The organism is Staphylococcus sp. GDB20D11A (assembly GCF_016893255.1).
GTDB lineage: Bacteria > Bacillota > Bacilli > Staphylococcales > Staphylococcaceae > Staphylococcus > Staphylococcus aureus.
The window spans coordinates 67,173-92,787 of the sequence record NZ_JAFEPJ010000017.1 but is presented as its reverse complement, the minus strand read 5'-3'; the positions used below and the strand labels follow the sequence as shown (position 1 = coordinate 92,787).

29 protein-coding genes and 2 tRNA genes are annotated in these 25,615 nt (G+C 30.9%); 20 read left to right on the top strand and 11 right to left on the bottom strand.

What is annotated here, in order from left to right; genetic code table 11:
- Positions 1-53: 53 nt before the first annotated feature.
- The 4 genes from JV528_RS09900 (at position 54) to JV528_RS09885 (ending at position 6,427) form a co-directional block, all read left to right on the top strand.
- Positions 54-857: a TerC family protein gene (locus JV528_RS09900; RefSeq protein WP_000928413.1), complete on the top strand. Its 804-nt coding sequence runs from the start codon at positions 54-56 to the stop codon at positions 855-857.
- A gap of 220 nt (positions 858-1,077) precedes the next feature.
- Positions 1,078-3,402 carry a S1C family serine protease gene (locus tag JV528_RS09895; RefSeq protein WP_204177207.1) on the top strand — a complete coding sequence of 775 codons (2,325 nt, stop codon included), beginning with the start codon at positions 1,078-1,080 and terminating at the stop codon, positions 3,400-3,402.
- A 16-nt stretch (positions 3,403-3,418) separates the two neighbouring features.
- Entirely contained in the window at positions 3,419-4,777 is a 1,359-nt protein-coding gene (locus tag JV528_RS09890; RefSeq protein WP_000021872.1) for a TrkH family potassium uptake protein, read from the top strand.
- A gap of 138 nt (positions 4,778-4,915) precedes the next feature.
- Complete coding sequence (locus JV528_RS09885; RefSeq protein ID WP_000414178.1) at positions 4,916-6,427, top strand: bifunctional metallophosphatase/5'-nucleotidase; 1,512 nt, start codon at positions 4,916-4,918, stop codon at positions 6,425-6,427.
- Positions 6,428-6,608: 181 nt separating this feature from the next.
- Here JV528_RS09885 and JV528_RS09880 read toward each other — a convergent pair.
- From JV528_RS09880 to JV528_RS09870, 3 genes are all read right to left on the bottom strand, one after another.
- A tRNA-Ser gene (locus JV528_RS09880) sits at positions 6,609-6,697 on the bottom strand.
- A 2-nt stretch (positions 6,698-6,699) separates the two neighbouring features.
- Positions 6,700-6,774 (bottom strand) — tRNA-Asn (locus JV528_RS09875).
- 141 nt (positions 6,775-6,915) lie between these two features.
- A complete protein-coding gene (locus tag JV528_RS09870; protein WP_000287265.1) occupies positions 6,916-7,485 on the bottom strand; it encodes a competence protein ComK in 570 nt (189 codons plus the stop codon).
- A 209-nt stretch (positions 7,486-7,694) separates the two neighbouring features.
- Between JV528_RS09870 and JV528_RS09865 the strand changes: the two genes are divergently transcribed.
- Entirely contained in the window at positions 7,695-7,913 is a 219-nt protein-coding gene (locus tag JV528_RS09865; RefSeq protein WP_000876826.1) for an IDEAL domain-containing protein, read from the top strand.
- An 80-nt stretch (positions 7,914-7,993) separates the two neighbouring features.
- Here JV528_RS09865 and lplA read toward each other — a convergent pair whose 3' ends face one another.
- Positions 7,994-8,980, bottom strand: a complete 987-nt coding sequence (gene lplA, locus JV528_RS09860) for a lipoate--protein ligase (protein ID WP_204177209.1) — start codon at positions 8,978-8,980, stop codon at positions 7,994-7,996.
- A 198-nt stretch (positions 8,981-9,178) separates the two neighbouring features.
- Here lplA and JV528_RS09855 point away from each other — a divergent pair, with 198 nt between their 5' ends.
- From JV528_RS09855 to JV528_RS09825, 7 genes are all read left to right on the top strand, one after another.
- Positions 9,179-9,355, top strand: a complete 177-nt coding sequence (locus tag JV528_RS09855) for a YkvS family protein (RefSeq protein ID WP_000214898.1) — start codon at positions 9,179-9,181, stop codon at positions 9,353-9,355.
- 14 nt (positions 9,356-9,369) lie between these two features.
- Complete coding sequence (locus JV528_RS09850; protein ID WP_001033867.1) at positions 9,370-9,972, top strand: CPBP family glutamic-type intramembrane protease; 603 nt, start codon at positions 9,370-9,372, stop codon at positions 9,970-9,972.
- A 302-nt stretch (positions 9,973-10,274) separates the two neighbouring features.
- Positions 10,275-10,352, top strand: coding sequence for a putative holin-like toxin (locus JV528_RS14895; protein WP_099112139.1), 78 nt, complete (start codon positions 10,275-10,277; stop codon positions 10,350-10,352).
- A gap of 634 nt (positions 10,353-10,986) precedes the next feature.
- Positions 10,987-11,271 carry a lactococcin 972 family bacteriocin gene (locus tag JV528_RS09840; protein ID WP_000790905.1) on the top strand — a complete coding sequence of 95 codons (285 nt, stop codon included), beginning with the start codon at positions 10,987-10,989 and terminating at the stop codon, positions 11,269-11,271.
- A gap of 43 nt (positions 11,272-11,314) precedes the next feature.
- Positions 11,315-13,279, top strand: a complete 1,965-nt coding sequence (locus JV528_RS09835) for a bacteriocin-associated integral membrane family protein (RefSeq protein WP_000870817.1) — start codon at positions 11,315-11,317, stop codon at positions 13,277-13,279.
- A gap of 2 nt (positions 13,280-13,281) precedes the next feature.
- On the top strand, positions 13,282-13,602 hold the full coding sequence (locus JV528_RS09830; protein ID WP_000668628.1) for a YxeA family protein: 321 nt from the start codon (positions 13,282-13,284) through the stop codon (positions 13,600-13,602).
- A complete protein-coding gene (locus JV528_RS09825) occupies positions 13,599-14,240 on the top strand; it encodes an ABC transporter ATP-binding protein (protein WP_000571185.1) in 642 nt (213 codons plus the stop codon). The genes JV528_RS09830 and JV528_RS09825 overlap by 4 nt, the downstream gene beginning before the upstream one ends.
- 87 nt (positions 14,241-14,327) lie before the next feature.
- On the opposite strand, the gene JV528_RS09820 is transcribed toward JV528_RS09825, so the two are convergent.
- Positions 14,328-14,618, bottom strand: a complete 291-nt coding sequence (locus tag JV528_RS09820) for a hypothetical protein (RefSeq protein ID WP_001795266.1) — start codon at positions 14,616-14,618, stop codon at positions 14,328-14,330.
- Positions 14,619-14,707: 89 nt separating this feature from the next.
- Between JV528_RS09820 and JV528_RS09815 the strand changes: the two genes are divergently transcribed.
- Positions 14,708-14,896, top strand: coding sequence for a poly(glycerol-phosphate) alpha-glucosyltransferase (locus tag JV528_RS09815; RefSeq protein WP_322888588.1), 189 nt, complete (start codon positions 14,708-14,710; stop codon positions 14,894-14,896).
- Positions 14,897-14,984: 88 nt separating this feature from the next.
- Here JV528_RS09815 and JV528_RS09810 read toward each other — a convergent pair whose 3' ends face one another.
- The gene (locus tag JV528_RS09810; protein ID WP_000766009.1) at positions 14,985-15,341 is read right to left on the bottom strand and encodes a DoxX family protein; all 357 of its coding nucleotides are present in this window, start codon (positions 15,339-15,341) and stop codon (positions 14,985-14,987) included.
- A 486-nt stretch (positions 15,342-15,827) separates the two neighbouring features.
- Here JV528_RS09810 and JV528_RS09805 point away from each other — a divergent pair, with 486 nt between their 5' ends.
- Positions 15,828-16,787, top strand: a complete 960-nt coding sequence (locus JV528_RS09805) for an ABC transporter substrate-binding protein (RefSeq protein WP_204177210.1) — start codon at positions 15,828-15,830, stop codon at positions 16,785-16,787.
- Positions 16,788-16,832: 45 nt separating this feature from the next.
- On the opposite strand, the gene JV528_RS09800 is transcribed toward JV528_RS09805, so the two are convergent.
- Positions 16,833-16,964 carry an SAR1012 family small protein gene (locus JV528_RS09800; protein WP_020978112.1) on the bottom strand — a complete coding sequence of 44 codons (132 nt, stop codon included), beginning with the start codon at positions 16,962-16,964 and terminating at the stop codon, positions 16,833-16,835.
- Positions 16,965-17,027: 63 nt separating this feature from the next.
- Positions 17,028-17,243, bottom strand: coding sequence for a TM2 domain-containing protein (locus tag JV528_RS09795; protein ID WP_000867357.1), 216 nt, complete (start codon positions 17,241-17,243; stop codon positions 17,028-17,030).
- A gap of 164 nt (positions 17,244-17,407) precedes the next feature.
- Between JV528_RS09795 and JV528_RS09790 the strand changes: the two genes are divergently transcribed.
- Positions 17,408-17,959 carry a GNAT family N-acetyltransferase gene (locus tag JV528_RS09790; RefSeq protein ID WP_000620951.1) on the top strand — a complete coding sequence of 184 codons (552 nt, stop codon included), beginning with the start codon at positions 17,408-17,410 and terminating at the stop codon, positions 17,957-17,959.
- A gap of 50 nt (positions 17,960-18,009) precedes the next feature.
- On the opposite strand, the gene JV528_RS09785 is transcribed toward JV528_RS09790, so the two are convergent.
- Positions 18,010-18,948, bottom strand: a complete 939-nt coding sequence (locus tag JV528_RS09785) for a 1,4-dihydroxy-2-naphthoate polyprenyltransferase (RefSeq protein ID WP_204177211.1) — start codon at positions 18,946-18,948, stop codon at positions 18,010-18,012.
- Between the two features lie 150 nt (positions 18,949-19,098).
- Between JV528_RS09785 and JV528_RS14675 the strand changes: the two genes are divergently transcribed.
- The 5 genes from JV528_RS14675 to menB are packed head-to-tail and all read left to right on the top strand — an operon-like array spanning position 19,099 to position 23,755.
- Positions 19,099-19,176 carry a hypothetical protein gene (locus tag JV528_RS14675; RefSeq protein WP_072357920.1) on the top strand — a complete coding sequence of 26 codons (78 nt, stop codon included), beginning with the start codon at positions 19,099-19,101 and terminating at the stop codon, positions 19,174-19,176.
- The gene (locus JV528_RS09780; RefSeq protein ID WP_223200555.1) at positions 19,157-20,491 is read left to right on the top strand and encodes an isochorismate synthase; all 1,335 of its coding nucleotides are present in this window, start codon (positions 19,157-19,159) and stop codon (positions 20,489-20,491) included. Before JV528_RS14675 ends, JV528_RS09780 begins: the two co-directional genes overlap by 20 nt.
- Positions 20,478-22,151 carry a 2-succinyl-5-enolpyruvyl-6-hydroxy-3-cyclohexene-1-carboxylic-acid synthase gene (gene menD / locus JV528_RS09775; protein WP_000526687.1) on the top strand — a complete coding sequence of 558 codons (1,674 nt, stop codon included), beginning with the start codon at positions 20,478-20,480 and terminating at the stop codon, positions 22,149-22,151. The genes JV528_RS09780 and menD overlap by 14 nt, the downstream gene beginning before the upstream one ends.
- Complete coding sequence (gene menH, locus JV528_RS09770; RefSeq protein WP_204177212.1) at positions 22,138-22,941, top strand: 2-succinyl-6-hydroxy-2,4-cyclohexadiene-1-carboxylate synthase; 804 nt, start codon at positions 22,138-22,140, stop codon at positions 22,939-22,941. The genes menD and menH overlap by 14 nt, the downstream gene beginning before the upstream one ends.
- Positions 22,934-23,755 carry a 1,4-dihydroxy-2-naphthoyl-CoA synthase gene (gene menB / locus JV528_RS09765; RefSeq protein ID WP_000184945.1) on the top strand — a complete coding sequence of 274 codons (822 nt, stop codon included), beginning with the start codon at positions 22,934-22,936 and terminating at the stop codon, positions 23,753-23,755. Before menH ends, menB begins: the two co-directional genes overlap by 8 nt.
- Positions 23,756-23,992: 237 nt before the next feature.
- Here the strand turns inward: menB and sspC are convergent, their stop codons facing one another.
- Both sspC and sspB read right to left on the bottom strand, forming a co-directional pair.
- Positions 23,993-24,322 (bottom strand): staphostatin B, encoded by a 330-nt coding sequence (sspC, locus tag JV528_RS09760; RefSeq protein ID WP_000284457.1) that lies wholly within the window; start codon positions 24,320-24,322, stop codon positions 23,993-23,995.
- 37 nt (positions 24,323-24,359) lie between these two features.
- Positions 24,360-25,541, bottom strand: coding sequence for a cysteine protease staphopain B (gene sspB / locus JV528_RS09755; protein WP_001088784.1), 1,182 nt, complete (start codon positions 25,539-25,541; stop codon positions 24,360-24,362).
- Positions 25,542-25,615: the final 74 nt, after the last annotated feature.

Here is a 25,615-nt window from a genome sequence, read left to right as displayed (position 1 = left end):
TTAGCATAGGTCTTTTTGTTTGTACTTAACTTATTTATTTAAAGGAGTTGTACATGTTAATGGATCCAAGTTTGATCTTACCTTATTTATGGGTACTTGTCGTTTTAGTATTTTTAGAAGGCTTATTAGCAGCAGATAACGCGATTGTTATGGCTGTAATGGTTAAGCACTTACCACCCGAACAACGTAAAAAAGCTTTGTTTTACGGTTTGTTAGGTGCATTTGTATTTAGATTTTTAGCGTTATTCTTAATTAGTATTATCGCGAACTTTTGGTTTATTCAAGCTGCAGGAGCGGTTTACTTAATTTATATGTCAATCAAAAATCTGTGGCAGTTCTTTAAACACCCAGAAATTGAAAGTCCTGAAGCTGGAGATGATCATCATTATGATGAATCTGGTGAAGAAATTAAAGCAAGTAACAAATCATTCTGGGGAACTGTGTTGAAAATAGAATTTGCAGATATCGCATTTGCCATTGATTCTATGCTTGCTGCTTTAGCTATTGCTGTAACACTTCCTAAAGTTGGTATTCACTTTGGTGGTATGGACTTAGGTCAGTTCGTAGTCATGTTCCTAGGTGGAATGATTGGTGTTATTCTAATGCGTTATGCAGCAACATGGTTCGTAGAGCTATTAAACAAATATCCAGGACTTGAAGGTGCTGCCTTCGCGATCGTTGGTTGGGTAGGTGTTAAGTTAGTTGTCATGGTATTAGCGCACCCAGACATCGCTGTATTGCCTGAGCACTTCCCACATGGCGTATTATGGCAATCTATTTTCTGGACAGTACTAATTGGATTAGTAATTATCGGTTGGTTAGGTTCAGTTGTTAAAAATAAAAAATCGCATAAATAATTGATGTGAAGCGGACAATCTTAATTTAGTTTAAGGTTGTCCTTTTTCATTTAATAGAGTGACTTATGAAAAATGGATTTTGAAGAATATGAATCAAAAGGATGCGATATAGCATTAAGAAAATGTGCCTTTTATATTTAGCATTTTTTTCAATAGAAATTATATAGATTTTAAAGCAAATTAAGTGTTAATGTGTCATAATGAAAAGTGATTTTATTGAATGGAGTGGACATTAGTGGATATTGGTAAAAAACATGTAATTCCTAAAAGTCAGTACCGACGTAAGCGTCGTGAATTCTTCCACAACGAAGACAGAGAAGAAAATTTAAATCAACATCAAGATAAACAAAATATAGATAATACAACATCAAAAAAAGCAGAAAAGCAAATACATAAAGATTCAATTGATAAGCACGAACGTTTTAAAAATAGTTTATCATCGCATTTAGAACAGAGAAACCGTGATGTTAATGAGAATAAAGCTGAAGAAAGTAAAAGTAATCAGGATAGTAAGTCAACATATAACAGAGATCATTATTTAACAGACGATGTATCTAAAAAACAAAATTCATTAGATTCAGTGGACCAAGATACAGAGAAATCAAAATATTATGAGCAAAATTCTGAAGCGACTTTATCAACTAAATCAACCGATAAAGTAGAATCAACTAACATAAGAAAGCTAAGTTCAGATAAAAACAAAGTTGGTCATGAAGAGCAACATGTACTTTCTAAACCTTCAGAACATGATAAAGAGACTAGAATTGATTTTGAGTCTTCAAGAACTGATTCAGACAGCTCGATTCAGACAGAGAAAATAAAAAAAGACAGTTCAGATGGAAATAAAGGTAGTAATCTGAAATCTGAAGTAATATCAGACAAATCAAATACAGTAACAAAATTGTCGGAATCTGATGATGAAGTAAATAATCAGAAGCCATTAACTTTGCCGGAAGAACAGAAATTGAAAAGACAGCAAAGTCAAAATGAGCAAACAAAAACTTATACATATGGTGATAGCGAACAAAATGACAAGTCTAATCATGAAAATGATTTAAGTCATCATACACCATCGATAAGTGATGATAAAGATAACGTTATGAGAGAAGATCATATTGTTGACGATAATCCTGATAATGATATCAATACACCATCATTATCAAAAATAGATGACGATCGAAAACTTGATGAAAAAATTCATGTCGAAGATAAACATAAACAAAATGCAGACTCGTCTGAAACGGTTGGATATCAAAGTCAGTCAAGTGCATCTCATCGTAGCACTGAAAAAAGAAATATGGCTATTAATGACCTTGATAAATTAAACGGTCAAAAACCAAATACAAAGACATCGGCAAATAATAATCAAAAAAAAGCTACATCAAAATTGAACAAAGGGCGCGCTACAAATAATAATTATAGTGATATTTTGAAAAAGTTTTGGATGATGTATTGGCCTAAATTAGTTATTCTAATGGGTATTATTATTCTAATTGTTATTTTGAATGCTATTTTTAATAATGTGAACAAAAATGATCGCATGAATGATAATAATGATGCAGATGCTCAAAAATATACGACAACGATGAAAAATGCCAATAACACAGTTAAATCGGTCGTTACAGTTGAAAATGAAACATCAAAAGATTCATCATTACCTAAAGATAAAGCATCTCAAGACGAAGTAGGATCAGGTGTTGTTTATAAAAAATCTGGAGATACGTTATATATTGTTACGAATGCACACGTTGTCGGTGATAAAGAAAATCAAAAAATAACTTTCTCGAATAATAAAAGTGTTGTTGGGAAGGTGCTTGGTAAAGATAAATGGTCAGATTTAGCTGTTGTTAAAGCAACTTCTTCAGACAGTTCAGTGAAAGAGATAGCTATTGGAGATTCAAATAATTTAGTGTTAGGAGAGCCAATATTAGTCGTAGGTAATCCACTTGGTGTAGACTTTAAAGGCACTGTCACAGAAGGTATTATTTCAGGTCTGAACAGAAATGTTCCTATTGATTTCGATAAAGATAATAAATATGATATGTTGATGAAAGCTTTCCAAATTGATGCATCAGTAAATCCAGGTAACTCGGGTGGTGCTGTCGTCAATAGAGAAGGAAAATTAATTGGTGTAGTTGCAGCTAAAATTAGTATGCCAAACGTTGAAAATATGTCATTTGCAATACCTGTTAATGAAGTACAAAAGATTGTAAAAGATTTAGAAACAAAAGGTAAAATTGACTATCCCGATGTAGGTGTTAAAATGAAGAATATTGCCAGTCTAAATAGTTTTGAAAGACAAGCAGTTAAATTGCCAGGAAAAGTTAAGAACGGTGTTGTAGTAGATCAAGTTGACAACAATGGTTTAGCAGATCAATCTGGTCTGAAAAAAGGTGATGTAATTACTGAATTAGATGGCAAACTTTTAGAAGATGATTTACGCTTTAGGCAGATTATATTTAGTCATAAAGATGACTTGAAATCAATTACAGCGAAGATTTATAGAGATGGTAAAGAGAAAGAAATTAATATTAAACTAAAATAATGTTGAGGTGAACAACGTGTCAATTTTTAGCCAGTTTTTAAAAAGATCAAGCCCTCAACAAGGTATTGTATTGTACTATATCGTCGCAATTGTCGTTGCATTTTTATTATTAAACTTACCGTATGTTCATAAACCAGGTGTAGAAGTAAATCCAATTGACACATTATTTGTTGCCGTATCCGGAATTAGTGTTACTGGATTGTCTCCGATAAGTATTGTCGATACCTATTCTACATTTGGACAATTAATTATCCTCGTGATATTAAATATTGGTGGAATTGGCGTCATGGCAATTGGTACGATGTTATGGGTGGTACTAGGTAAACATATTGGAATTCGAGAACGTCAGTTAATTATGTTAGATAATAACAAAAACACAATGAGTGGTACCGTCAAATTGATTATTGATATTGTAAAATCAATATTTGTAATCGAACTCGTAGGAGCCATGTTATTAGCATTTTACTTTTATCGAGATAATCCAGATTTAAAATATGCAATCATGCAAGGTGTTTTTGTTTCTATTTCTGCCACTACCAATGGTGGATTAGATATTACAGGTAAGTCATTAATTCCTTATGCACATGATTATTTTGTACAAGCGATAGTTATATTTTTAATAATTTTAGGATCAATCGGCTTCCCAGTGTTATTAGAAGTTAAAGCTTATATTCAAAATAGGGTTACTAATTTTAGATTTTCATTATTTACTAAAATTACGACATCAACATATTTATTCCTATTTATTGTTGGGGTATTAGCCATTCTATTATTTGAACATAACCATGCGTTCAAAGGATTAAGTTGGCATCAATCGTTATTCTATTCGCTGTTTCAATCAGCGACTACAAGAAGTGCGGGTCTTCAAACAATTGATGTGACAACACTAAGTGACCCTACGAATATTATCATGGGTATTTTAATGTTTATAGGTTCTTCGCCAAGTTCGGTTGGTGGCGGTATTCGTACAACAACTTTCGCTATTTTAATTTTGTTTTTAATTAACTTTAGTAATAATGCCGATAAAACATCCATTAAAGTTTACAATAGAGAAGTACACATTATGGATATTCAACGTTCATTTGCAGTATTTACAATGGCGACAATTTTAACATTTTTAGGAATGCTAATTATATCAGCTACTGAAAATGGTAAGCTTACATTTTTACAAGTATTTTTTGAAGTCATGTCTGCATTTGGAACTTGTGGACTATCGCTTGGTGTCACAAGTGATATTAGTGATATTTCCAAGGTCGTACTAATGGTACTCATGTTTATAGGACGTGTTGGCTTAATATCATTTATCATTATGATAGCAGGACGTCGAGAACCAGATAAATTCCATTATCCAAAAGAACGTATTCAAATAGGATAATATAATAGCAATCTAAGTTTAGTTAATGTAGATTTTAACTGGAACTTAGATTGCTTTTTTAGTTTGTATTTTTAACTTATTTTATAAGACGATTGGTTTTGAAAATGGTAAACTAGTAACAATGAGAGGTGTAACATGATGGAAAAAAATGAAAACATTAATGTAGAGATTTTAACTACGTCAGATATGCATAGTCATTTCTTAAATGGTGATTATGGTTCAAATATTTATAGAGCTGGTACTTATGTTAACCAAGTAAGAGCACAAAATCATCGCGTCATTTTATTAGATAGTGGCGGAAGTTTAGCTGGCTCGTTAGCGGCCTATTATTATGCTATTGTTGCACCTTATAAACGACATCCAATGATAAAGTTAATGAACAGAATGCATTATGATGCTAGCGGTGTGAGTCCAAGTGAATTCAAGTTTGGTTTATCATTTTTAACTCGTTCAATTGCTTTGGCACGTTTTCCATGGTTATCAGCAAATATTGAATACAATGTTACTAAGGAGCCATATTTTTCAACTCCATATTGTATTAAACATTTTGGTGACTTAAAAATTGCTATCGTAGGCGTCACAGCAGATGGTTTAATGGAAAATGAGTATTCTGAAATGGAGCAAGATGTATCTATTGAAAAGACATTAGTGGCCTCAAAACGATGGATTAGATATATCCATGAAGTTGAAGAGCCAGATTTTTTGATTGTAATTTATCATGGTGGATTGAATAAAATTAGTAATAGCACGAAAAATAAAAAGGCAAGTTCGAATGAAGCTGAAAAATTAATGGAAGAACTCGGTGTTATAGATTTAATGATTACAGCTCATCAGCATCAAACAATAGTAGGTCAAGATCATGAAACGTATTATGTTCAGGCTGGTCAAGATGCAAAAGAGCTTGTACATCTTTCGATTAATTTTAAAAAGAGAACAACAACTTATGATGTTGAAAGTATTGATTCTAAAGTGATTGACTTAAATGAGTATGAAGAGGATCAAGAATTATTAGATTTAACATTCTATGATAGAAAAGCAGTGGCTTATTGGTCACAGGAAATCATAAGTGATAAAGGTTTGATGTTATCAGTAAATGGGTTACAAGATTTAGTCTGTCAAACACATCCATTTTCGCAATTATTACATGATGCAATTCACCTTGCATTTGATAATGATATAACATGTGTCCACGTGCCTATGAACGGAGAGAAGGGGTTGAGTGGACAGATTCGAAATGAAGATTTGTATCATGCATACCCATATCCAGATAAGCCAATGGATATGACAATTAGTGGTCAAAATATCAAAGATATATTGGAGTATAGTTATTCACATTTAGATTTTGTTAACGAGCAATTAAGCTTAACAATTATTGATGAAACATTATGTACAATGTGGCAAGGATTCAATTATGAAATTGATATGAATCAAGAACCTGGGCAACGAGTAATGTTAGATCAAATTGATTTGACTAAGAGTTATAGAGTTACAATGACTGACTATTGTTATCGTAACTACAAGAATTATTTGAAAAATGCTATTATACATGAATCATACGATGAAACAATGAGTACATTAATTGCAGAGAAGTTAAGAGATCCGAATTATCGTATTTCATGTAGTGATAATTTTGTAGTTAAAAACAGGTAAATATTGCTATGTAATAAATTAATTATAAGTTTAACAAGTATAAAAACCTTTCTTAGAGAAGATTATCTAGGAAAGGTTTTTAGAATTTTAAAATTGATATAAAAGAACAGTGAAATTCTCATTCATTATATATATAAGTAAACAAAAAAGCTTAAATGGTATATACCATTTAAGCAAGTAACGGAAACGGAGGGATTCGAACCCTCGCGCCGCTTTCGCGACCTACACCCTTAGCAGGGGCGCCTCTTCAGCCAACTTGAGTACGTTTCCAATGGCTCCACAGGTAGGACTCGAACCTACGACCGATCGGTTAACAGCCGATAGCTCTACCACTGAGCTACTGTGGATTAATTTGTATGTGTTTGAATATCAAGCACAAATATTATTATAACAAGATTAAGTTAATTTGCAATAGATACCTTAAAAAAATATGCAGAACATTTACACTATATTTATAAAACATTCCGCATATTTTAAAAATAAACAATTTATTTATCTTCAAATAAAGAATAGCGTGTCAATGCTTCAAACACATTCAATGTGGCTTTATTATAATCTATTGGTTGGTCGGGATTTTTTGATATCATGCGAGATTGTTTATCTACCATGTAATAGTAAAAAATGGAATTGTTATATTGATGCCATAAACTGTGGTATGAAACATGAAGAATGATTGATTCATTATTAATAAATGTCACTTTACATTTACGATTTTTTAATTCTTTAATACTTTCGATATAATGCATATTTAACCAAATATTTTCATTTTGTCTGTCAGAATGTGTTGGGAAAAAATAAGTTGGAAATAATGGTGTTAGTAAAATAGGTGGTTTACTAGAAATGCCAGTAATGCGGTTTGTCTCTGCTTTCTTGCCAAGATAAGTATTACCATAAAATTTGCAAGAGCGTTCAATGATTTTCTGGACTTTAAAAGGATTTTGAATACGCGTTTTGTCAAACCGAATTATTTCGCTACCATTTCTTTGATCGTCATCATCAAATGCTGGTCGAATAACCATGTCTCCTTTGCGTATCACATAAATATTTTGAGAATACATAAGCAAAACCTCGCTTTATTAAGTTTTAAACCATTAATATAAAAATACAATTAATGATATAAAGATATTTTATAATAAAATTATGAGTTGTCAAGTTATTATTTTGGTGAAAATGTACAATATTTTTTAACTAATAGTCAGAATATTCATTGATTTCAAAATTAGAAAAATGTATACTTATTATAAATTAAAGAAAGGTAGTGGTTTCTATGAAATACAATACTAATGTTAAACATACAACTTTAGAAGCGTTTGTCACAACCGTCAATGATTTGGGTATTGAATTAATTATCAATGAAGCACTTCGAGAGGTAAGAAAACGACAGCTCATAGAACTTATAGATGACGCACTCGTCAATAAAGATGAAGCAGCATTTAATCAATATACGGCAGAATACAAAAATTTGGAGGCATTTCTCGGTGAATAACATTGATTCGAATTCCATAACGCAATCATAAAAGGACTATTCTTAACATCTCATACATGTAAGAATAGTCCTTTAATCGTTTATGACATTAATCTAATTAATTCATGTCTATCTATGTCACCGAAATAGTGATTTAAATCATATTCTGATAGTGCTTCTTCTATGTGCTCAAAGTCGTGTAGACAGCCAACTAATGCATTTTCAAGATCAGTGACATCTCCGACACCAAAGAAATCACCGAAAATTTTTGCATGTTCGATTTTACCTCGTTTAACATCAAACTTAATTTGTACAAATCCTTTTTCAAATTTTTCCTCGCGTTCAAAGTTATATTTAGGGTTTCTACCATAATTCCATTCCCAAGTTCTATATTTGTCGTTACTTAACTTTTCAATATTTTCCCAATCTTCATCTGTTAATTTATATTCTTCTACTTCAGCTTCTCCAAAGATAGTTTTCAAGATGATTTTTTTAAATTCTTCAATTTCTAAAGGGTCATTAAAAAATTCTTGAATGTTTGCTACTCGTTTACGAACAGATTTAATACCTTTTGATTTAATCTTAGCTGGATTAACTTTTAGTGCATTCTGAACTTCGTCTAAATCACTATTTAACATCAACGTACCATGACTAAACATTCTATTTTTAACTTTAACCATGGCATTTCCCGAGATTTTCGCTTGTCCAACTTGAATATCGTTACGACCAGTTAATTCAGCATTTACGCCTAAAGATTGTAATGCTTGAACAATTGGTTCAGTGAATTTTTGGAAATTGTGGAAACTGTTACCATCATCATCTGTTATAAAACTAAAGTTTAAATTGCCAGTATCATGATAAACAGCGCCACCACCAGAAATTCTTCTTACTACATCGATGTTATGAGCATCTATATATGTCTGATTTACTTCCTCTATCGTATTTTGATTCTTTCCAACAATGATAGATGGTCTATTTATGTAAAATAAAAAGTAACTTTCTTCTGCTGGTAAATTTTTTAAAACATATTCTTCCATTGCTAAGTTTAAAGTTGGATCTGTAATATTATTATTACTAATGAATTTCATTACAATCTCTCCCTTATATCTATATATATTCTCTACTTATTTATGCCTTAACTTTGCTCAAAATGCCAATTATATACTCACAAATCATTCTAAATATCGGCTTAAAGTTACATTTTATTATTTTTGATTGTTAATAGTTTATTTGTTAAGTGAATTTTAGTACAATATAATTTAGTTATGATTTAAGGAGGACTTAAAATGACTGTTGCAGAAGTGGGTAACATTGTTGAGTTTATGGATGGATTAAGAGGTCGTGTTGAAAAAATCAACGATAACTCTGTTATTGTTGACTTAACAATTATGGAAAATTTTAATGACCTTGATTTACCGGAAAAAACTGTTATCAATCATAAACGATATAAGATTGTTGAATAAGAAGGTAAGTTATAATGAATAAAATCTCGAAGGCTTTAACTTGGTTTATTATAAGTTTCATTATATTTCATCTCATATTATTTATTATGTGGGGCGAACACCAAGAATACTGGTATTTATATACAGGTATAATGCTAATTGCTGGTATCAGTTATGTATTTTATCAAAGAGATATTGAATCTAAGAGGTTGCTTACATCAATTGGTGTTGGTATTATTACGGCAATTATTTTAATTATGCTTCAACTTTTATTCTCACTTATAACATCTAATTTAAGTTATAGTTCATTAATTAAAGAATTAGCAAGAACAGGTGTCAATTGGAAGTGGCAAATGTTAGTAACTTTACTTTTTGTCATTCCATGTCACGAGTTATATATGAGAACTGTTTTACAAAAAGAATTAACACATTTTTCAATACCGAAATGGGTAGCTATATTAATAACAGCAATTTGTTCTAGTTCATTATTTATTTATTTAGATAATTGGTGGATAGTAACATTTATATTTGTTGCACAAGTGATATTATCATTAAGTTATGAGTATACTCGACGTATAGCAACAACATCCGTTGCACAAATTGTAGCTATTATATTGTTATTAATTTTTAATGCTTAAATAAGCTTTTCTTAGACGTATGTGTTCTAAGAAAAGCTTTTTTGCTTAAGAAAAGCACTACGAAGATTCAAGGCTTGCTTTATTATAGTGTATACATTTTTAACGGCAAGCAGTTATTATTGAGGTTATATTTTAGTCAGTTTTTTATTACTAAATATTTTATAAAAATGGTATAATATTTTGTGGGCAAGTTGAATTGATGGTGGCTATCTGAGTAAAGGGGGGGTGGTGCCTATGGCATTACTTAACACTTTTGAAAGGAAAAGCCTATTGTGATATCTATTGCAAACGCATTACATTTAATGTTAAGTTTCGGTATGTTTATCGTCACTTTCATTGGTATAGTAGTCGCAATAATAAATTTAAGCAATAAAAAATAACCATCATTTCAAAACTTTGACATAGAATGATGGTTAAAGAAAATCTCATTTAGTCACCGTCTTTTTAACGGGCTCATTAGGCGACATGTTCCTCCATGTCGTCTTTTTATATTTTTATAGTAACATATCTTTTATTTAATTGTCTATTTTTATTAGATGTGTAACAAAATTTTGAAGTATTTTCCTTATATTGCCTGCTAAACATGTCAGATTTGAAAGGAAAATCATACTATGGTAGAAATCACTTATGATTCTATGGCAGTACTTATACATAAGTGATTTCTATTGAATATGTAATGAAGTTCATATATTAATAAAACTTTCATTGGTATAGTAGTCGCAATAATTAATTTAAGCAATAAAAAATAACCATCATTTCAAAACTTTGACAACGAATGATGGTTAAAGAAAATCTCATTTAGTCACCGTCTTTTAACGCGTTCAATAGGCGACATGTTCCTGCATATCGTCTATTTATGCACTGCACAATTTAATAATAATACAATTATACTTTGATGTCTATTTAACATAAAATACTGGAAATGTAGAAAGGTAAATTCATCTTGAAATATTCAGAAAATTCTGTATAATTTAAATAAAGAGATATAGATTAAATATAAAGAGGTGTTTTTAAATGAAGAACAAAATTTTTGGCGCTATATTATATTTATCTTTAGCACTTGGATTATCAACAGCAGCTTATGCATCTACAGAATACGCAGAAGGAGGCACTTGGAGTCACGGTGTCGGCAGTAAGTATGTTTGGTCTTATTATTATCATGGTCATAAAGGACATGGTGCAACAGCTATTGGAAAATACAGATCATTTAGTGGTTATACAAGAGCTGGTGTAAAAGCAAAAGCATCAGCTACTAAAAATAATTGGTGGGTCAATAGAGCGTATTATAACATTTATTAAATACTAAATAATCATACAAAATAAACAACGCAAGAGGTACAACATGAAATGGTTCAAATTAATACTTGATGTTACAATCTTCATTCTGATTGCTATATTGTTATTTGTTTATACATATAAAGAAAACGAAGAAATATTGCCTGATACTAAATACCCTATAGCGGTAACTGACTGGAATAAAAAATATAGTAAAAATGAGATTTATAAACGTATAAATCAATTCGCTAAAAATGAGAACGTAGCAATCTATAAATCAACTTCAAATTATACAAACAAAAATGTAGATAAAGATATATATGTATTTAATAAATCAAAAGCAACAACTATCACTCCTTTTAATGCTAAATATAACATTCATTATTTAAGTGATGACGAATTATTAAAAAAAGATATCAAAGGGAGTTATTTTGTAAAAGACAAAAATTTTGACGTGTCTAAATTCATAAATTTTTTAAAAGAATATGGTGTTACTGCTGAATCATACAAAATAGATCATATGATGATTGCCGTTGGTGTCATTAAACAAATGAATATAGTAGTTCCGTTATCCGCACTTTTAATCGTTTATTTTATTTATTATATTTTCGAAAAGAACATTAATTTCAAAACGTATGCGATTAAGTATTTACATGGTTTTACATTAAGAAAAATAATTTTTGAAAATTTTTCAAAGAAATGCACGTATTGGGTAACGTTAATCATAACTCAAATTCTTTTAACTACAAGTGTACTTTGGATATTAAATTACACGGGTAATTTAGATTTATTCATATTAAGATTAGTTCTGCTTTCATGTCTTTTCATTTTAACGATTAGTGTTATTAATTTATGGACTTTCTTAATGTTACTAAATTTAAATATTGCCAATATGATTAAAGGTAAGCAGCACTTTAAAACAATTCGTTTTATTAATACAGTTTGTAAAAGTATTCTCTTAGTACTAATAGCTAGTGTAATGATAGAAAATACTAGTGTTATTAAAGATTTGAATAAAATAAAGGAAACTGAGAAATATTGGAATGTATTAGATGATTATTACACGATTGAATTTGCACCTTATCACGAAACGAAACAAAGTTTGATTGATAATATGCTGCGATCAGAACAATTAGTAAAGGCTAGTGAAGCAGAAAATAATGCGATTTTATTCAAACCAAAGGGTGACTCCGTTGACAATGACAACTTTTCGCCTGATGAGGGGAATGTAATATTAGTAAATAATCAGTTCTGGTCGATTTATCACAAGCAGTTTCAACCTGATATTCCGATAAAAAATCAAAAAAATAATGTCGAAGTAATTATTCCACAAAAGTTTCATGCAATGCGTAATGAAATCAATCAAGCATATCATTCATGGTTTGAATTTGTACAAAATAAAAATAATAAAGAGAATAAGTTATCTATACAGTTTATCAACAAAAATGATTATCGAATTTTTTCATTTGATGCACGAGATAGTCGCCATTTGTCATTTATAGAGGCACCAATCATTGTGAATGTTCAGGCATCAGATTTATCGAATGATTTTTATTATGCCATGATCAGTCAAGGCGGGTATTTATTCAAAAATTATGACGCGCTAGTAAAAAATATTGAAAAGTATCATCTTGATGGGGAAATCAGTGGAATAACCAATTATAAAGATAGCGTGATGGAAATGTATCATGAAAACAATTTGAAATTAACAGTACTCAACTTTTCACAAATCATTATCGCAATCATTTTAATAATTATTATTTTATTTGATGTGAAATATTATTTTGAACAACATCGAAAATTACTCGTAATCAAAAAGCTATATGGTTATTCAACATTAAGAGCCAATTACCGATACTTATTAATAAATAATATAGTTGTTGTTTTTATTGGAATATTTACGAATGTAATTTTACATTCTCACTATATAATGATGATATTTGCAACGATCCTTGTCGTTCAAATATTATTGCAGATTTGCAGCCTATACTATCATGGCCGACGTTTTAATGAAGTTATCAAGGAGTTTTAACTATGAAATTTATCATTGCAATATTATTAGGATTAATCGTATCCATTACTATTGCTTTTACAATCATACATCATCCTATACTAGATCGTTTTAATCCTTTCTTAAAAACGGAGTATAGTTATGCCAAAGTGCCAAAAGGTACGCAACAATATGTTAATATTACGGCTTATAGTGAAAGAGGGGAAAAGCTTGATTATAAATTAACATTTAATGGATTTTCTCCTAGTAGAACGTATGTCGAAATAAAGCATAAAGGGCAATATGTTATATCGATCACATATGTTGAAAAAGAGGATACACCAAAAGAGGTAAGACAAGAATGATAGAATTAAAAGATTTAACCATACAAAAAGGTAATACACATATTTTGAAGAAACTTAATTTGAAATTTCAATGTGGAAAATCATATGCACTTATTGGTAAAAGTGGATGCGGTAAATCTACATTATTAAATACTATTGCTGGACTTGAAAAAACAGGGAAACAATATGTCTATTTTAATGGTCAATTAGAACAATTTAAATCTAATTTTTACAGAGATAAATTAGGGTATTTATTTCAAAATTATGGATTAATCGATAATCTGACAGTAAATGAAAATTTAGATATTGGATTAGCATATAAAAAAATAAGTAAGAAAGAAAAAGAACAATTAAAGATACGTTATATAGAACAGTTTGGTCTGTCAAACAGTTTAAAAAGAAAAGTTCATACGCTAAGTGGAGGTGAACAACAACGTGTCGCTTTAATTAGAATGATGTTAAAAGATCCGATTGTTATGTTAGCTGATGAACCAACGGGTGCGTTAGATCCTAAAACAGGACAGATGATTATTCAATCATTATTTGATTTGGTCAATGAAAATAAAGTGCTGATTTTAGCAACACATGATATGGCTATTGCAAATCAATGTGATGAAATAATAGATTTAGAACAGTATAGAAAAGTAGCATCTATGTGATATCCAAAAGATAAAATTAAAAGCCAATCAATTGGGAATGTTAATTTCAACACTCCATTTGATTGGCTTTTATAATGCGTTGCTATGTTATGAAAGTAATAACGGCAAACTGAAAAAAAGCAATATAATAATATTTAATACGATTAGTAATAAATGTAATTGATTTTTCGTTTTAATATAGCAAAAAACAATGACTAAAGATAACAACAATATCATGATTGCACCTGGGAAGAACCATAATGCTGAAGCTGTGTACCAAATCATTGGTAACGCCATAATAATAAAAGATATAAGACAAGAAAGGATACCAATAATATTATAAGTTCTAGTCAAAATTACACCTCCAATTTTCATTTTAAAATGACATGCGTAAAACAATCATTTTAAATACATCATACAATAAAATTAAATTGTATGATAGATAAATTTGAAATTAAATTGAATTGGCTTGATTAAAAGGTGATTTTATAGAGGATAATAAAAATGGTTATTTAATAGAAAACCATAATATTAACGACATGGCTGATAAAATACTTCAGCTTGTTAATAATGATGTATTAGCAGCGGAGTTTGGTTCGAAAGCGAGAGAAAACATTATAGAAAAATATTCAACGGAATCAATATTAGAAAAATGGTTAAATCTTTTCAATAGATAAATGAAAAAATCCTAGGTATTCATGAGTACCTAGGATTTTTACGCATGATATATACAAAAAAAGAGAGGATAGTCCTCTCAAATAATAGTTAATAAAATTGTAGCCATTTCTTCCAGCTATAACTACTAATACAAGCTAAGTTCATTACGATATGTATAATTTCAAATTCATAACCACTTACATATCCTCTTGTAAGTTTAAGTGTGAAGATTGAGCCTAACATAACACAAATATAAAAAACATTAACATAAGGCGTTAAAAAGCCGATAATAAGTGCTAAACCTCCAACAACTTCACCAATTGACATCAATACTGCGATGGTAGGTGGTAAACCTAAAGAGCCTAAGAAGTGAATTGTTCCATCTAAATCAACAAATTTCAAAGTACCATGCACTAAGAATGATGTTGCTAACATCCATCTAATTAAAAGCATACCTAATTTCATCATGTCACCTCCAACATTCGTATTTTAAAACATAGTCCAAATTATATTTGTAAAGATGTGGAAAGTAAAGATTATTTATAAAAATAATTATTAAATATTTATTAAATGTTCTATTGTATTGAACAATTGTTGTAGAAAGACGTTTAAGTCATCAGTTACATTTTGTATTTATAAATAAAGATTAGCACAGCATAGTACAAAGTTTAGAGGTAAATGAATTAATTATTGCATCGCTATTTATGAATCGTAAACACTATTATGAAATTGCAAGAGTAGTATGGATAATTAGAATGATGGTTTGAGATAAATGAGTGTTATTAACCAGTGCGTCATCTTCAAAATTAGAGGCCATTTGCTGTTTATAATAAGATGATTTGATAATCAACTATGATAAGAAAAAATAATAACCTCCTAAATATATCATAAACAAATTAAATGATAAAATAATAATATAGTTTTCTACTAAAGTTGTTTGGAGGTATATGTGTGTATAGGAATATCGTTAAACTAGTTGTGTTTATGCTAATCTTAGTTGTAGCAGTAGCGGGTTGTGGTCAAAAAGATACTGAAGAGAAAACTGAAATGACGACAATAAAAGATGAATTAGGAACTGAAAAAATTAAGGAAAATCCTAAACGTGTTGTTGTATTAGAATATAGTTTTGCTGATTATTTAGCAGCATTAGATATGAAGCCTGTTGGTATTGCAGATGATGGCAGCAGTAAAAATATAACAAAGTCAGTAAGAGATAAGATTGGGGCATATGAATCAGTTGGATCTAGACCGCAACCGAATATGGAAGTGATAAGTAAATTAAAACCGGATTTGATCATTGCAGATGTTAGCAGACATAAGAAAATCAAATCAGAATTGAGCAAAATTGCGCCGACAATCATGTTAGTTAGCGGTACGGGAGATTATAGTGCAAATATTGAAGCATTTAAAACAGTCGCTAAAGCAGTAGGCAAAGAGAAAGAAGGAGAGAAACGTCTGGAAAAGCATGATAAAATATTAGCGGAGATTAGAAAGAAAATTGAACAGAGTACGTTAAAATCTGCATTTGCATTCGGTATCTCAAGAGCAGGTATGTTTATTAATAATGAAGATACATTTATGGGACAATTCTTAATTAAAATGGGTATTCAACCTGAAGTCACAAAAGACAAAACTACGCATGTGGGTGAACGCAAGGGTGGTCCTTATATTTATTTAAATAATGAAGAACTTGCCAATATCAATCCAAAAGTTATGATTTTAGCCACTGACGGAAAAACGGACAAAAATAGAACGAAATTCATTGATCCTGCAGTTTGGAAATCATTAAAAGCTGTGAAAGATAACAAAGTTTATGACGTTAACCGAAATAAGTGGTTGAAATCAAGGGGTATTATCGCAAGTGAAAGTATGGCAGAAGATTTAGAAAAAATTGCAGAAAAAGCAAAATAAAAATACAGCGCCACTCGTAAATCATATAAGAGTGGCGCTGTATTTTTAATTATGTTTATTATCTGTCGGATGTGATGATTTACCTGAAAGTTTATTTCGAATAAATTTAATTACATAACCGACAAGGATTGTTTTAACAATTCTTTTAATGAATTGGCGCATCGTTACATACCTCATTTCTCTATATGTTACGAACTATATACCCATTCATATATGCTTTTTAAACGTCATTGTCACAATTTAATTTTTAGGGAATATAATATAACCATCTTTATCTGCTTTTTTAGTAAAAATGACGAAAATGGCATGTATTATTGAGATGATGGTAGGGATACCTGTCCAGAAAAATAATAAGTGAAAAAGACCTTGTCCAAATTTATCAGCATAAAATTTATGAATACCTAAACCTCCAAGAAATAATGCAACAATAACATAAATGGCTTTATTGACTTTCATTTGTAAATCCTCCTTAACTATAATTCTACTTAAATTCATTGTGAAAACCAATATTTCTAACTTTAGAATTTTCAAACTTTCTAAAATTATAAGTATATCTTTTTAAAATAAGCTAGAATTTCTATATAATAAATGTTAATAACGTAAAAGGGAATGATGACATAGTGATACGTCAAGCACGTCCAGAGGACCGATTTGATATTGCGAAGTTAGTTTATATGGTTTGGGATGATATGGAATTAGAATTGGTAAAGCATCTACCTAAAGACATGGTATTAGATGCAATTGAAAAAAGCTGTGTTGATGCAACATATCGAACTTTTTATCAGCATATTTTAGTTTATGAAGTAGAAAATAAAGTAGCAGGTTGTATTATTAGCTATAGCGGTGAAAATGAATTGAAATATGAAAAAGCATGGGAACTACTTGACTTGCCAGAAGAAATAAAACAATATGGCACGCCATTACCTGTAAAAGAAGCTAAAGACGATGAGTATTATATAGAAACAATTGCGACATTTGAAGCATATAGAGGTAGAGGCATCGCGACAAAGTTATTAACGTCATTACTTGAATCAAATACACATGTTAAATGGAGTTTGAATTGCGATATTAATAATGAAGCAGCATTAAAGTTATATCACAAAGTAGGCTTTATATCTGATGGACAGATTGAATTATACAAGCACATGTATCATCATTTAATTGTTAAATAAAAAACTCGACAGTTCGATGTAAGTCGATTGCCGAGTAGAATCATCTTATATTAAATGCCTGCAAATAATGCACTAATATAAATACCTAATGCATATAATAAACCGAAAAATGTATTTGTTTTACCAGCAGCAGCCATTGCTGGCATCATTGTAGGCGGTGTATCATTCTTCTTGAAACGTCTGATAAATTTAACAGGCATTGGGAATGATAACAACGCAAGTAAGTAAAATAATGAGCCACCAGGTTTAATAATGATCGTAAGTACAATAAAGGCATAAGCGATAAAGTACATGATTGCCATAAATGTTAAAGAAGCATTTTTACCTAATAGAATGGGTAAAGTTTTACGACCACTTGCTTTATCTTTGACACGGTCGCGAATATTGTTAGCCATATTAATTAAACCAATAGTGATTACTATAGGAACACTTAACCAAATTACATAACTTTGAATATTACCAGTTTGAATAAAGAATGCAATAACGATAATAAACATACCCATAAATACGCCTGAGAATAATTCACCGAAAGGCGTCCATGAAATAGGGAAAGGGCCACCTGTATATAGGTAACCAACAGCCATACATACTAATCCAACTGGTAATAACCAAAATGAAGAGTTAGCAGCTAAAAACAAACCTAATATTGCTGCTAAGATGTAAAATGCAATGGCTAATCGTAGCACAAGCTCTGGGCTCATACCGTTGCGTACAATGGCACCACCAATGCCTACAGATTCATGATCATCAAGGCCTTTTTTATAATCATAGTATTCGTTAAACATATTAGTTGCTGCTTGAATAAGTAAGCATGCTAGTAACATGGCAATGAATAGGCTGATTTTAATATGATCTTCGCTACCAAGAAAATATATTTTAGATGCTGCTGTACCAACTAAAACGGGTACTACGGAAGCAGTTAATGTATGAGGACGCATTAAATGCCAATATTTCTTAACTGTAGAATATTGCTGATATTGATTACTCATTGAATACAAAACCTCTTTAAATCATATTTTTTATAACAAAGATATTTTAATAGAAAGTAGCATAAAGGTCAATTGACGTGAAAAATTGCAAGATAAGTTTAAGCAATTCTTGTAACACAATTATCCAAAAATGATACAATATAATAATGAGTGAAAAAAGACGAAGAAAGAAGTGAAATGGATGGCTACGGGCGTATTAGAGGACGATATTGTCAAAGAGATATATGACAGCTCAAAGGAATGGGTTTCAGTTGAAGTGAAATTATCACAGTCACTAGACCCGAGCACATTATTTCATCTCACTGACAATGAGGCAGGAGATCGCTTTTATATGCGTTTGAATGATAATCGAACGTCATATTTTGGCTACAAAGCAATTCAATTATTCAAAAATAATTCTAAAAATAAACAATCTATTTTTAAAGACTGGGAAAAATTAAAACATAACATCACATTTATACATCCGCAATCTGAGAAACATCATCTTCGAGTTGTTGGAGGGTTCCAATTTTCAAGTCATAAATCAGATGATGAATGGCGAGAGTTTGGACTAAATCATTTTGTATTACCTGAAGTTTTAATTTCAACTGATAATAATGGGACATTTTTAACTTATACAGTTAAAAGGGAAAGTTTTACTGTTGAGGCATTGAACGATTTAATGGATTTGTTCAACAATATATCGGATATAGATGTGGACGAGCAAATTGGGGAAATTACTAGAAATGAAGATATTTATAAAGATGACTGGCGTCAACTTGTAGTAGAAGCAATAGAATCTATTAATAATGAAGAAAAAATTGTACTAGCACGTAGACGGTTAATAAAGTTCGATAAAGATATCAGTATTCCATATATTCTAAAGCAAGCATATTCTAAAGAAAAAAATAGTTATATATTCTTGTTAGAATCACAAGATTCTATATTCTTTTCACAAACACCTGAACAATTAATAAAGGTCAATAATAAAATACTATCGACTAAAGCTGTAGCAGGTACAATTAAACGTTCACAAGATGAGGACGAAGATACAAAAAATGTTGAAGCATTTTTAAAAGATAATAAAAATTTAATCGAACATCGATTTGTTGTTGACAGTATTTTACATGATATTAAACCTTATATCACTGAATTACATTATGATAAGACGCCTAAAATTCTAAAAAATGATCATTTATATCACTTGTACACTGAAATAAAGGCGCCACTGAAGGATGATTCGTATATTAGTTTAATTGATAATTTACATCCAACACCTGCTTTAGGTGGCTATCCAAAAGAATTTGCGATGGATTTTATTGAACAGAAAGAATTTGGTACACGAGGATTATATGGTGCGCCGGTTGGCTATATAGATATATATGATGATTGTGAATTTATTGTTGCAATTCGTTCGATGCTTATTAAGAAAGCACAAGCAACTTTATTTGCTGGGTGTGGCATTGTTAAAGATTCTGATCCAGATAGTGAATTGGCAGAAACGAATCTTAAGTTCACACCTATGATGAATGCATTAGGAGTCGATATGAATGGGAAATCATAAAGCAGCTTTAACGAAGCAAGTTTTTACATTTGCATCTGAGTTATATGCGTACGGCGTAAGGGAAGTAGTTATCAGTCCGGGATCACGCTCAACGCCACTTGCACTGGCATTTGAAGCACATCCAAATATTAAAACATGGATACACCCCGATGAGCGAAGTGCTGCGTTTTTTGCAGTTGGGTTAATTAAAGGCAGTGAAAGACCTGTCGCTATATTATGTACGTCAGGTACAGCAGCAGCGAATTATACGCCTGCAATTGCTGAAAGCCAAATTAGTAGAATTCCATTAATCGTTTTAACAAGTGACCGTCCGCATGAATTAAGAAGTGTAGGCGCACCACAAGCGATTAATCAAGTAAATATGTTTAATAATTATGTAAGTTATGAGTTCGATATGCCTATTGCGGATGATAGTAAAGAGACCATTGATGCAATTTATTATCAAATGCAAATTGCTAGTCAATATTTATATGGACCACATAAAGGGCCAATTCATTTTAACTTGCCATTTAGAGATCCGTTAACACCTGATTTGAATGCAACAGAATTGTTAACTTCTGAGATGAAGATTTTACCGCACTATCAAAAAAGTATAGATGCATCGGCATTAAGACACATTTTAAATAAGAAAAAAGGTTTAATTATTGTAGGGGATATGCAGCACCAAGAAGTTGATCAAATACTGACGTATTCAACGATATATGATTTGCCTATTTTAGCTGATCCTTTAAGTCATTTAAGAAAATTTGATCATCCGAATGTTATCTGTACATATGATTTGTTGTTTAGAAGCGGCTTAGACTTAAATGTGGATTTCGTAATTCGTGTTGGGAAACCAGTGATTTCTAAAAAGTTGAATCAATGGTTAAAGAAAACTGATGCATTTCAAATATTAGTGCAAAACAATGATAAGATTGATGTCTTTCCAATAGCACCAGATATTTCATATGAAATATCTGCGAATGATTTCTTTAGGTCATTAATGGAAGACACGACAGTTAATCGCGTAAGTTGGTTAGAAAAATGGCAATGCTTAGAGAAAAAAGGGCGTAAAGAAATTAAATGTTATTTGGAACAAGCTACAGATGAGAGTGCATTCGTTGGTGAATTGATTAAGAAAACATCTGAAAAAGATGCATTATTTATTAGTAATAGTATGCCAATCAGAGATGTAGATAACTTGTTATTGAATAAAAATATAGATGTCTATGCGAATCGTGGTGCGAATGGTATTGATGGTATCGTTTCAACTGCACTGGGTATGGCTGTGCATAAACGAATAACATTATTGATCGGTGATTTGTCATTTTATCATGATATGAATGGACTATTAATGTCAAAATTAAATAATATTCAGATGAATATTGTATTATTGAACAACGATGGTGGCGGTATTTTTTCATATTTACCACAAAAAGAAAGTGCAACCGACTATTTTGAACGGTTGTTTGGCACACCGACGGGATTGGATTTCGAGTATACAGCTAAGTTATATCAATTCGATTTTAAACGTTTTAACAGTGTTTCAGAATTTAAAAATGCCACATTGTTATCTGAAACTTCGACGATTTATGAATTGATAACGAATCGCGAAGATAACTTTAAACAGCATCAAATTTTATATCAGAAATTGAGTGAAATGATTCATGACACATTATAATTACTATGAAGCAAACGTTGAGACCAATCAAGTTTTAGTATTACTGCATGGTTTTCTTAGCGACAGTCGTACTTATCATAATCACATCGATAAATATACTGATATCTGTCATGTCATCACTATAGACTTACCAGGACATGGCGAAGATCAGTCTTCAATGGATGAAACGTGGGATTTTGATTATATTACGACGTTGTTAGACCGAATTTTAGATAAATATAAAGATAAATCAATAACATTGTTTGGATATTCAATGGGTGGGCGTGTTGCATTATATTATGCAATTAATGGTCACATCTCTATATCTAACTTGATATTAGAAAGTACGTCACCAGGTATTAAAGAAGAAGCAAATCAATTGGAACGCCGTCTTGTTGATGATGCACGTGCTAAAGTATTAGACATAGCAGGTATTGAATTATTTGTTAATGATTGGGAAAAGTTGCCATTATTTCAATCGCAACTAGAATTACCAGTTGAAATACAACATCAAATAAGACAACAACGATTGTCTCAATCGCCACAGAAAATGGCCAAAGCATTAAGAGATTATGGTACAGGTCAAATGCCAAACTTATGGCCGCGCCTGAAAGAAATTAAAGTACCAACATTAATATTAGCTGGAGAATATGATGAAAAATTTGTACAGATTGCGAAAAAAATGGCAAATTTAATTCCTAATAGTAAATGTAAATTAATTTCTGCTACAGGTCATACAATTCATGTGGAAGATAGTGATGAATTTGATACAATGATATTAGGATTTTTAAAGGAGGAGCAAAATGACTAACAGACAATGGGAAACACTTAGAGAATATGATGAAATCAAATATGAATTTTACGAAGGGATTGCTAAGGTAACAATAAATCGCCCTGAAGTACGCAATGCGTTTACACCTAAAACAGTTGCTGAAATGATTGACGCATTTTCACGTGCACGTGATGATCAAAACGTTTCAGTTATCGTATTAACTGGTGAAGGTGATTTAGCATTCTGTTCTGGTGGTGACCAGAAGAAACGTGGACATGGTGGTTATGTAGGTGAAGACCAAATCCCTCGCTTAAATGTATTAGATTTACAGCGTTTAATTCGTATTATTCCAAAACCGGTTATTGCGATGGTAAAAGGTTATGCTGTAGGTGGCGGTAATGTACTAAATGTTGTTTGTGACTTAACGATTGCTGCTGATAATGCTATTTTTGGACAAACTGGTCCTAAAGTAGGTTCATTTGATGCAGGTTATGGTTCAGGATATTTAGCACGTATCGTTGGACATAAGAAAGCACGTGAAATCTGGTACTTATGTCGTCAATACAATGCACAAGAAGCTTTAGATATGGGTCTAGTAAATACAGTGGTACCTTTAGATAAAGTTGAAGATGAAACTGTGCAATGGTGTAAAGAGATTATGAAACACTCACCAACTGCTTTACGATTCCTTAAAGCAGCTATGAATGCTGACACAGATGGTTTAGCTGGTTTACAACAAATGGCTGGGGATGCAACATTGCTTTATTACACAACTGATGAAGCGAAAGAAGGCCGTGATGCGTTTAAAGAAAAACGTGATCCTGACTTCGATCAATTCCCTAAATTCCCATAAGTTATTTTGAATATGATATTAAGTCACTTGCGTCGTTTATTAGCGACGATAAGTGGCTTTTTTATTTTATAAGAATTTAAAAGGGGCTTTTAATTAATTATCATAAAGATAAGATAGTTTGAGAAAAATTAATAGAGAAAGAATAAATGTTAAAGATTATTATTACAATGAAAAAACGAGCTGGTGAGAATTGAATTCTCGCCAACCCGTTTTATGAAGTGAAATCATTTAAATTAGTTATACTAAGCGCTCATAAACGATTGGGCGCGAAGTGCCAATACCTTGTTTGGATGACGTTTGCATGAGGATATGCTGTGTATCATCATAATCAAGAATATAAATGATTTCTTCATTATCAATAGATGAAAATTTAATGCGTTGATGTGCCGTATCTATAAAAAGAATATGATATTGATTGTGACTTGTATCATCGCCATGACGTATACAAATTGATTTTTGTAATTGATGATTACTCCAATTACCAATAAATAAATTGATATTTGTTTGTTCTAGATGTGTGAGTTTGGTTGTGTCGTAAACTAAATTTATAAATTGTAGTTGATACATAGTTTTACCTGCCTTTAATCAATATCTATATTACTTTTTAATAACCTATCATTGAACCATACCAGTTATAATCACGATTGAATGATAAATGTAATAGGCTTGAATCTGCATCTTGGATTGATAATTCTGTATCCCAAGGATTCCAGTAGATAAGTTTTTCTTGGTCATTAATTTTAGCATTACCAACAACTGCTAGTGCATGTCCTAAATGTGGGTCATTAGGGTTTTGAGATACACTTTGTGCAAGAATCATAATTCCTACATTATCTTTTGTAAGTTGATCAACTTGTTCATATGATGGTACACCTTCTTGATAATGAATATCTCTGCCTTGTGATTTACCGTATTCAATCATTTGATTAGGGAATGTTGCACAATTAGGAAGGTCTTGCTCACTTACTTCAGGGTATAGTGTACGCATAATATCATGTGCATTATAAGTGTCTGTATTTTTAGTTGCATTTAATAATGCTGCCATACTGAATCCTGCACACCATGAGTTATCGAATTGTTGTTCTCTAATTTTGAAGTTTTTTAATGTGTTTTCATATTGAACTTGATCTTCTTGTATCGCTTCGTTTTCTTCAACTTTAGTAGGTGTTACTGTATTTTTTAACTCTTGTTTCAATTTTGCTGAAACTGTTTTAGCACTTTCTTTTTCTTTTACATTACCAGGTAGTGGCGTAGCTTTTACTAATCTAACTTTGCCATCTTCTTCAAAATAAAATCCTTTTTCATCAGTAAGAACAGTGATATTTGAATTTTTATCTTTAATTTGGTCTAAATCTTTAGCGATGAAGTTTGAAATTTTAACACTGTAATTCATGTCTTCTTTTGATTTGTTTAAATCATCTTTATTTTTAGGGCTAAGTGTTAAAGTATAAACAATTTTACCGTCTTTTATAACTGGATAATAGTAACTATTATCTTCTTCACCATTAAATTTATAAATTTTAAAAGCTTCGCCAAGTTCATATTTACCAGTTTTTGCATTACTTTGTTTATCTAATGCTTTAGCATAACCAGCAAATTGTTGTTGTGCTAGATCTTTTACTTTTTGAGGTACTTTGTCACTCTTAACATTAATTTCTAGCTGTTTAGAGTGTGAATCAGCTTTGGCTTTATTGCTATTAGCAAATGCGCCTAGTGATAAAATAAGCATCGAAACCATTATGATGCTTATAATATTGAATACTCTAGATTTACATGAACTATTCATATAATACCCTCCATTTAAGTCAAAATATTTTGCGTTGCTAAGTCTTTGCTTCTATTTACTAAATCCAAATTAAG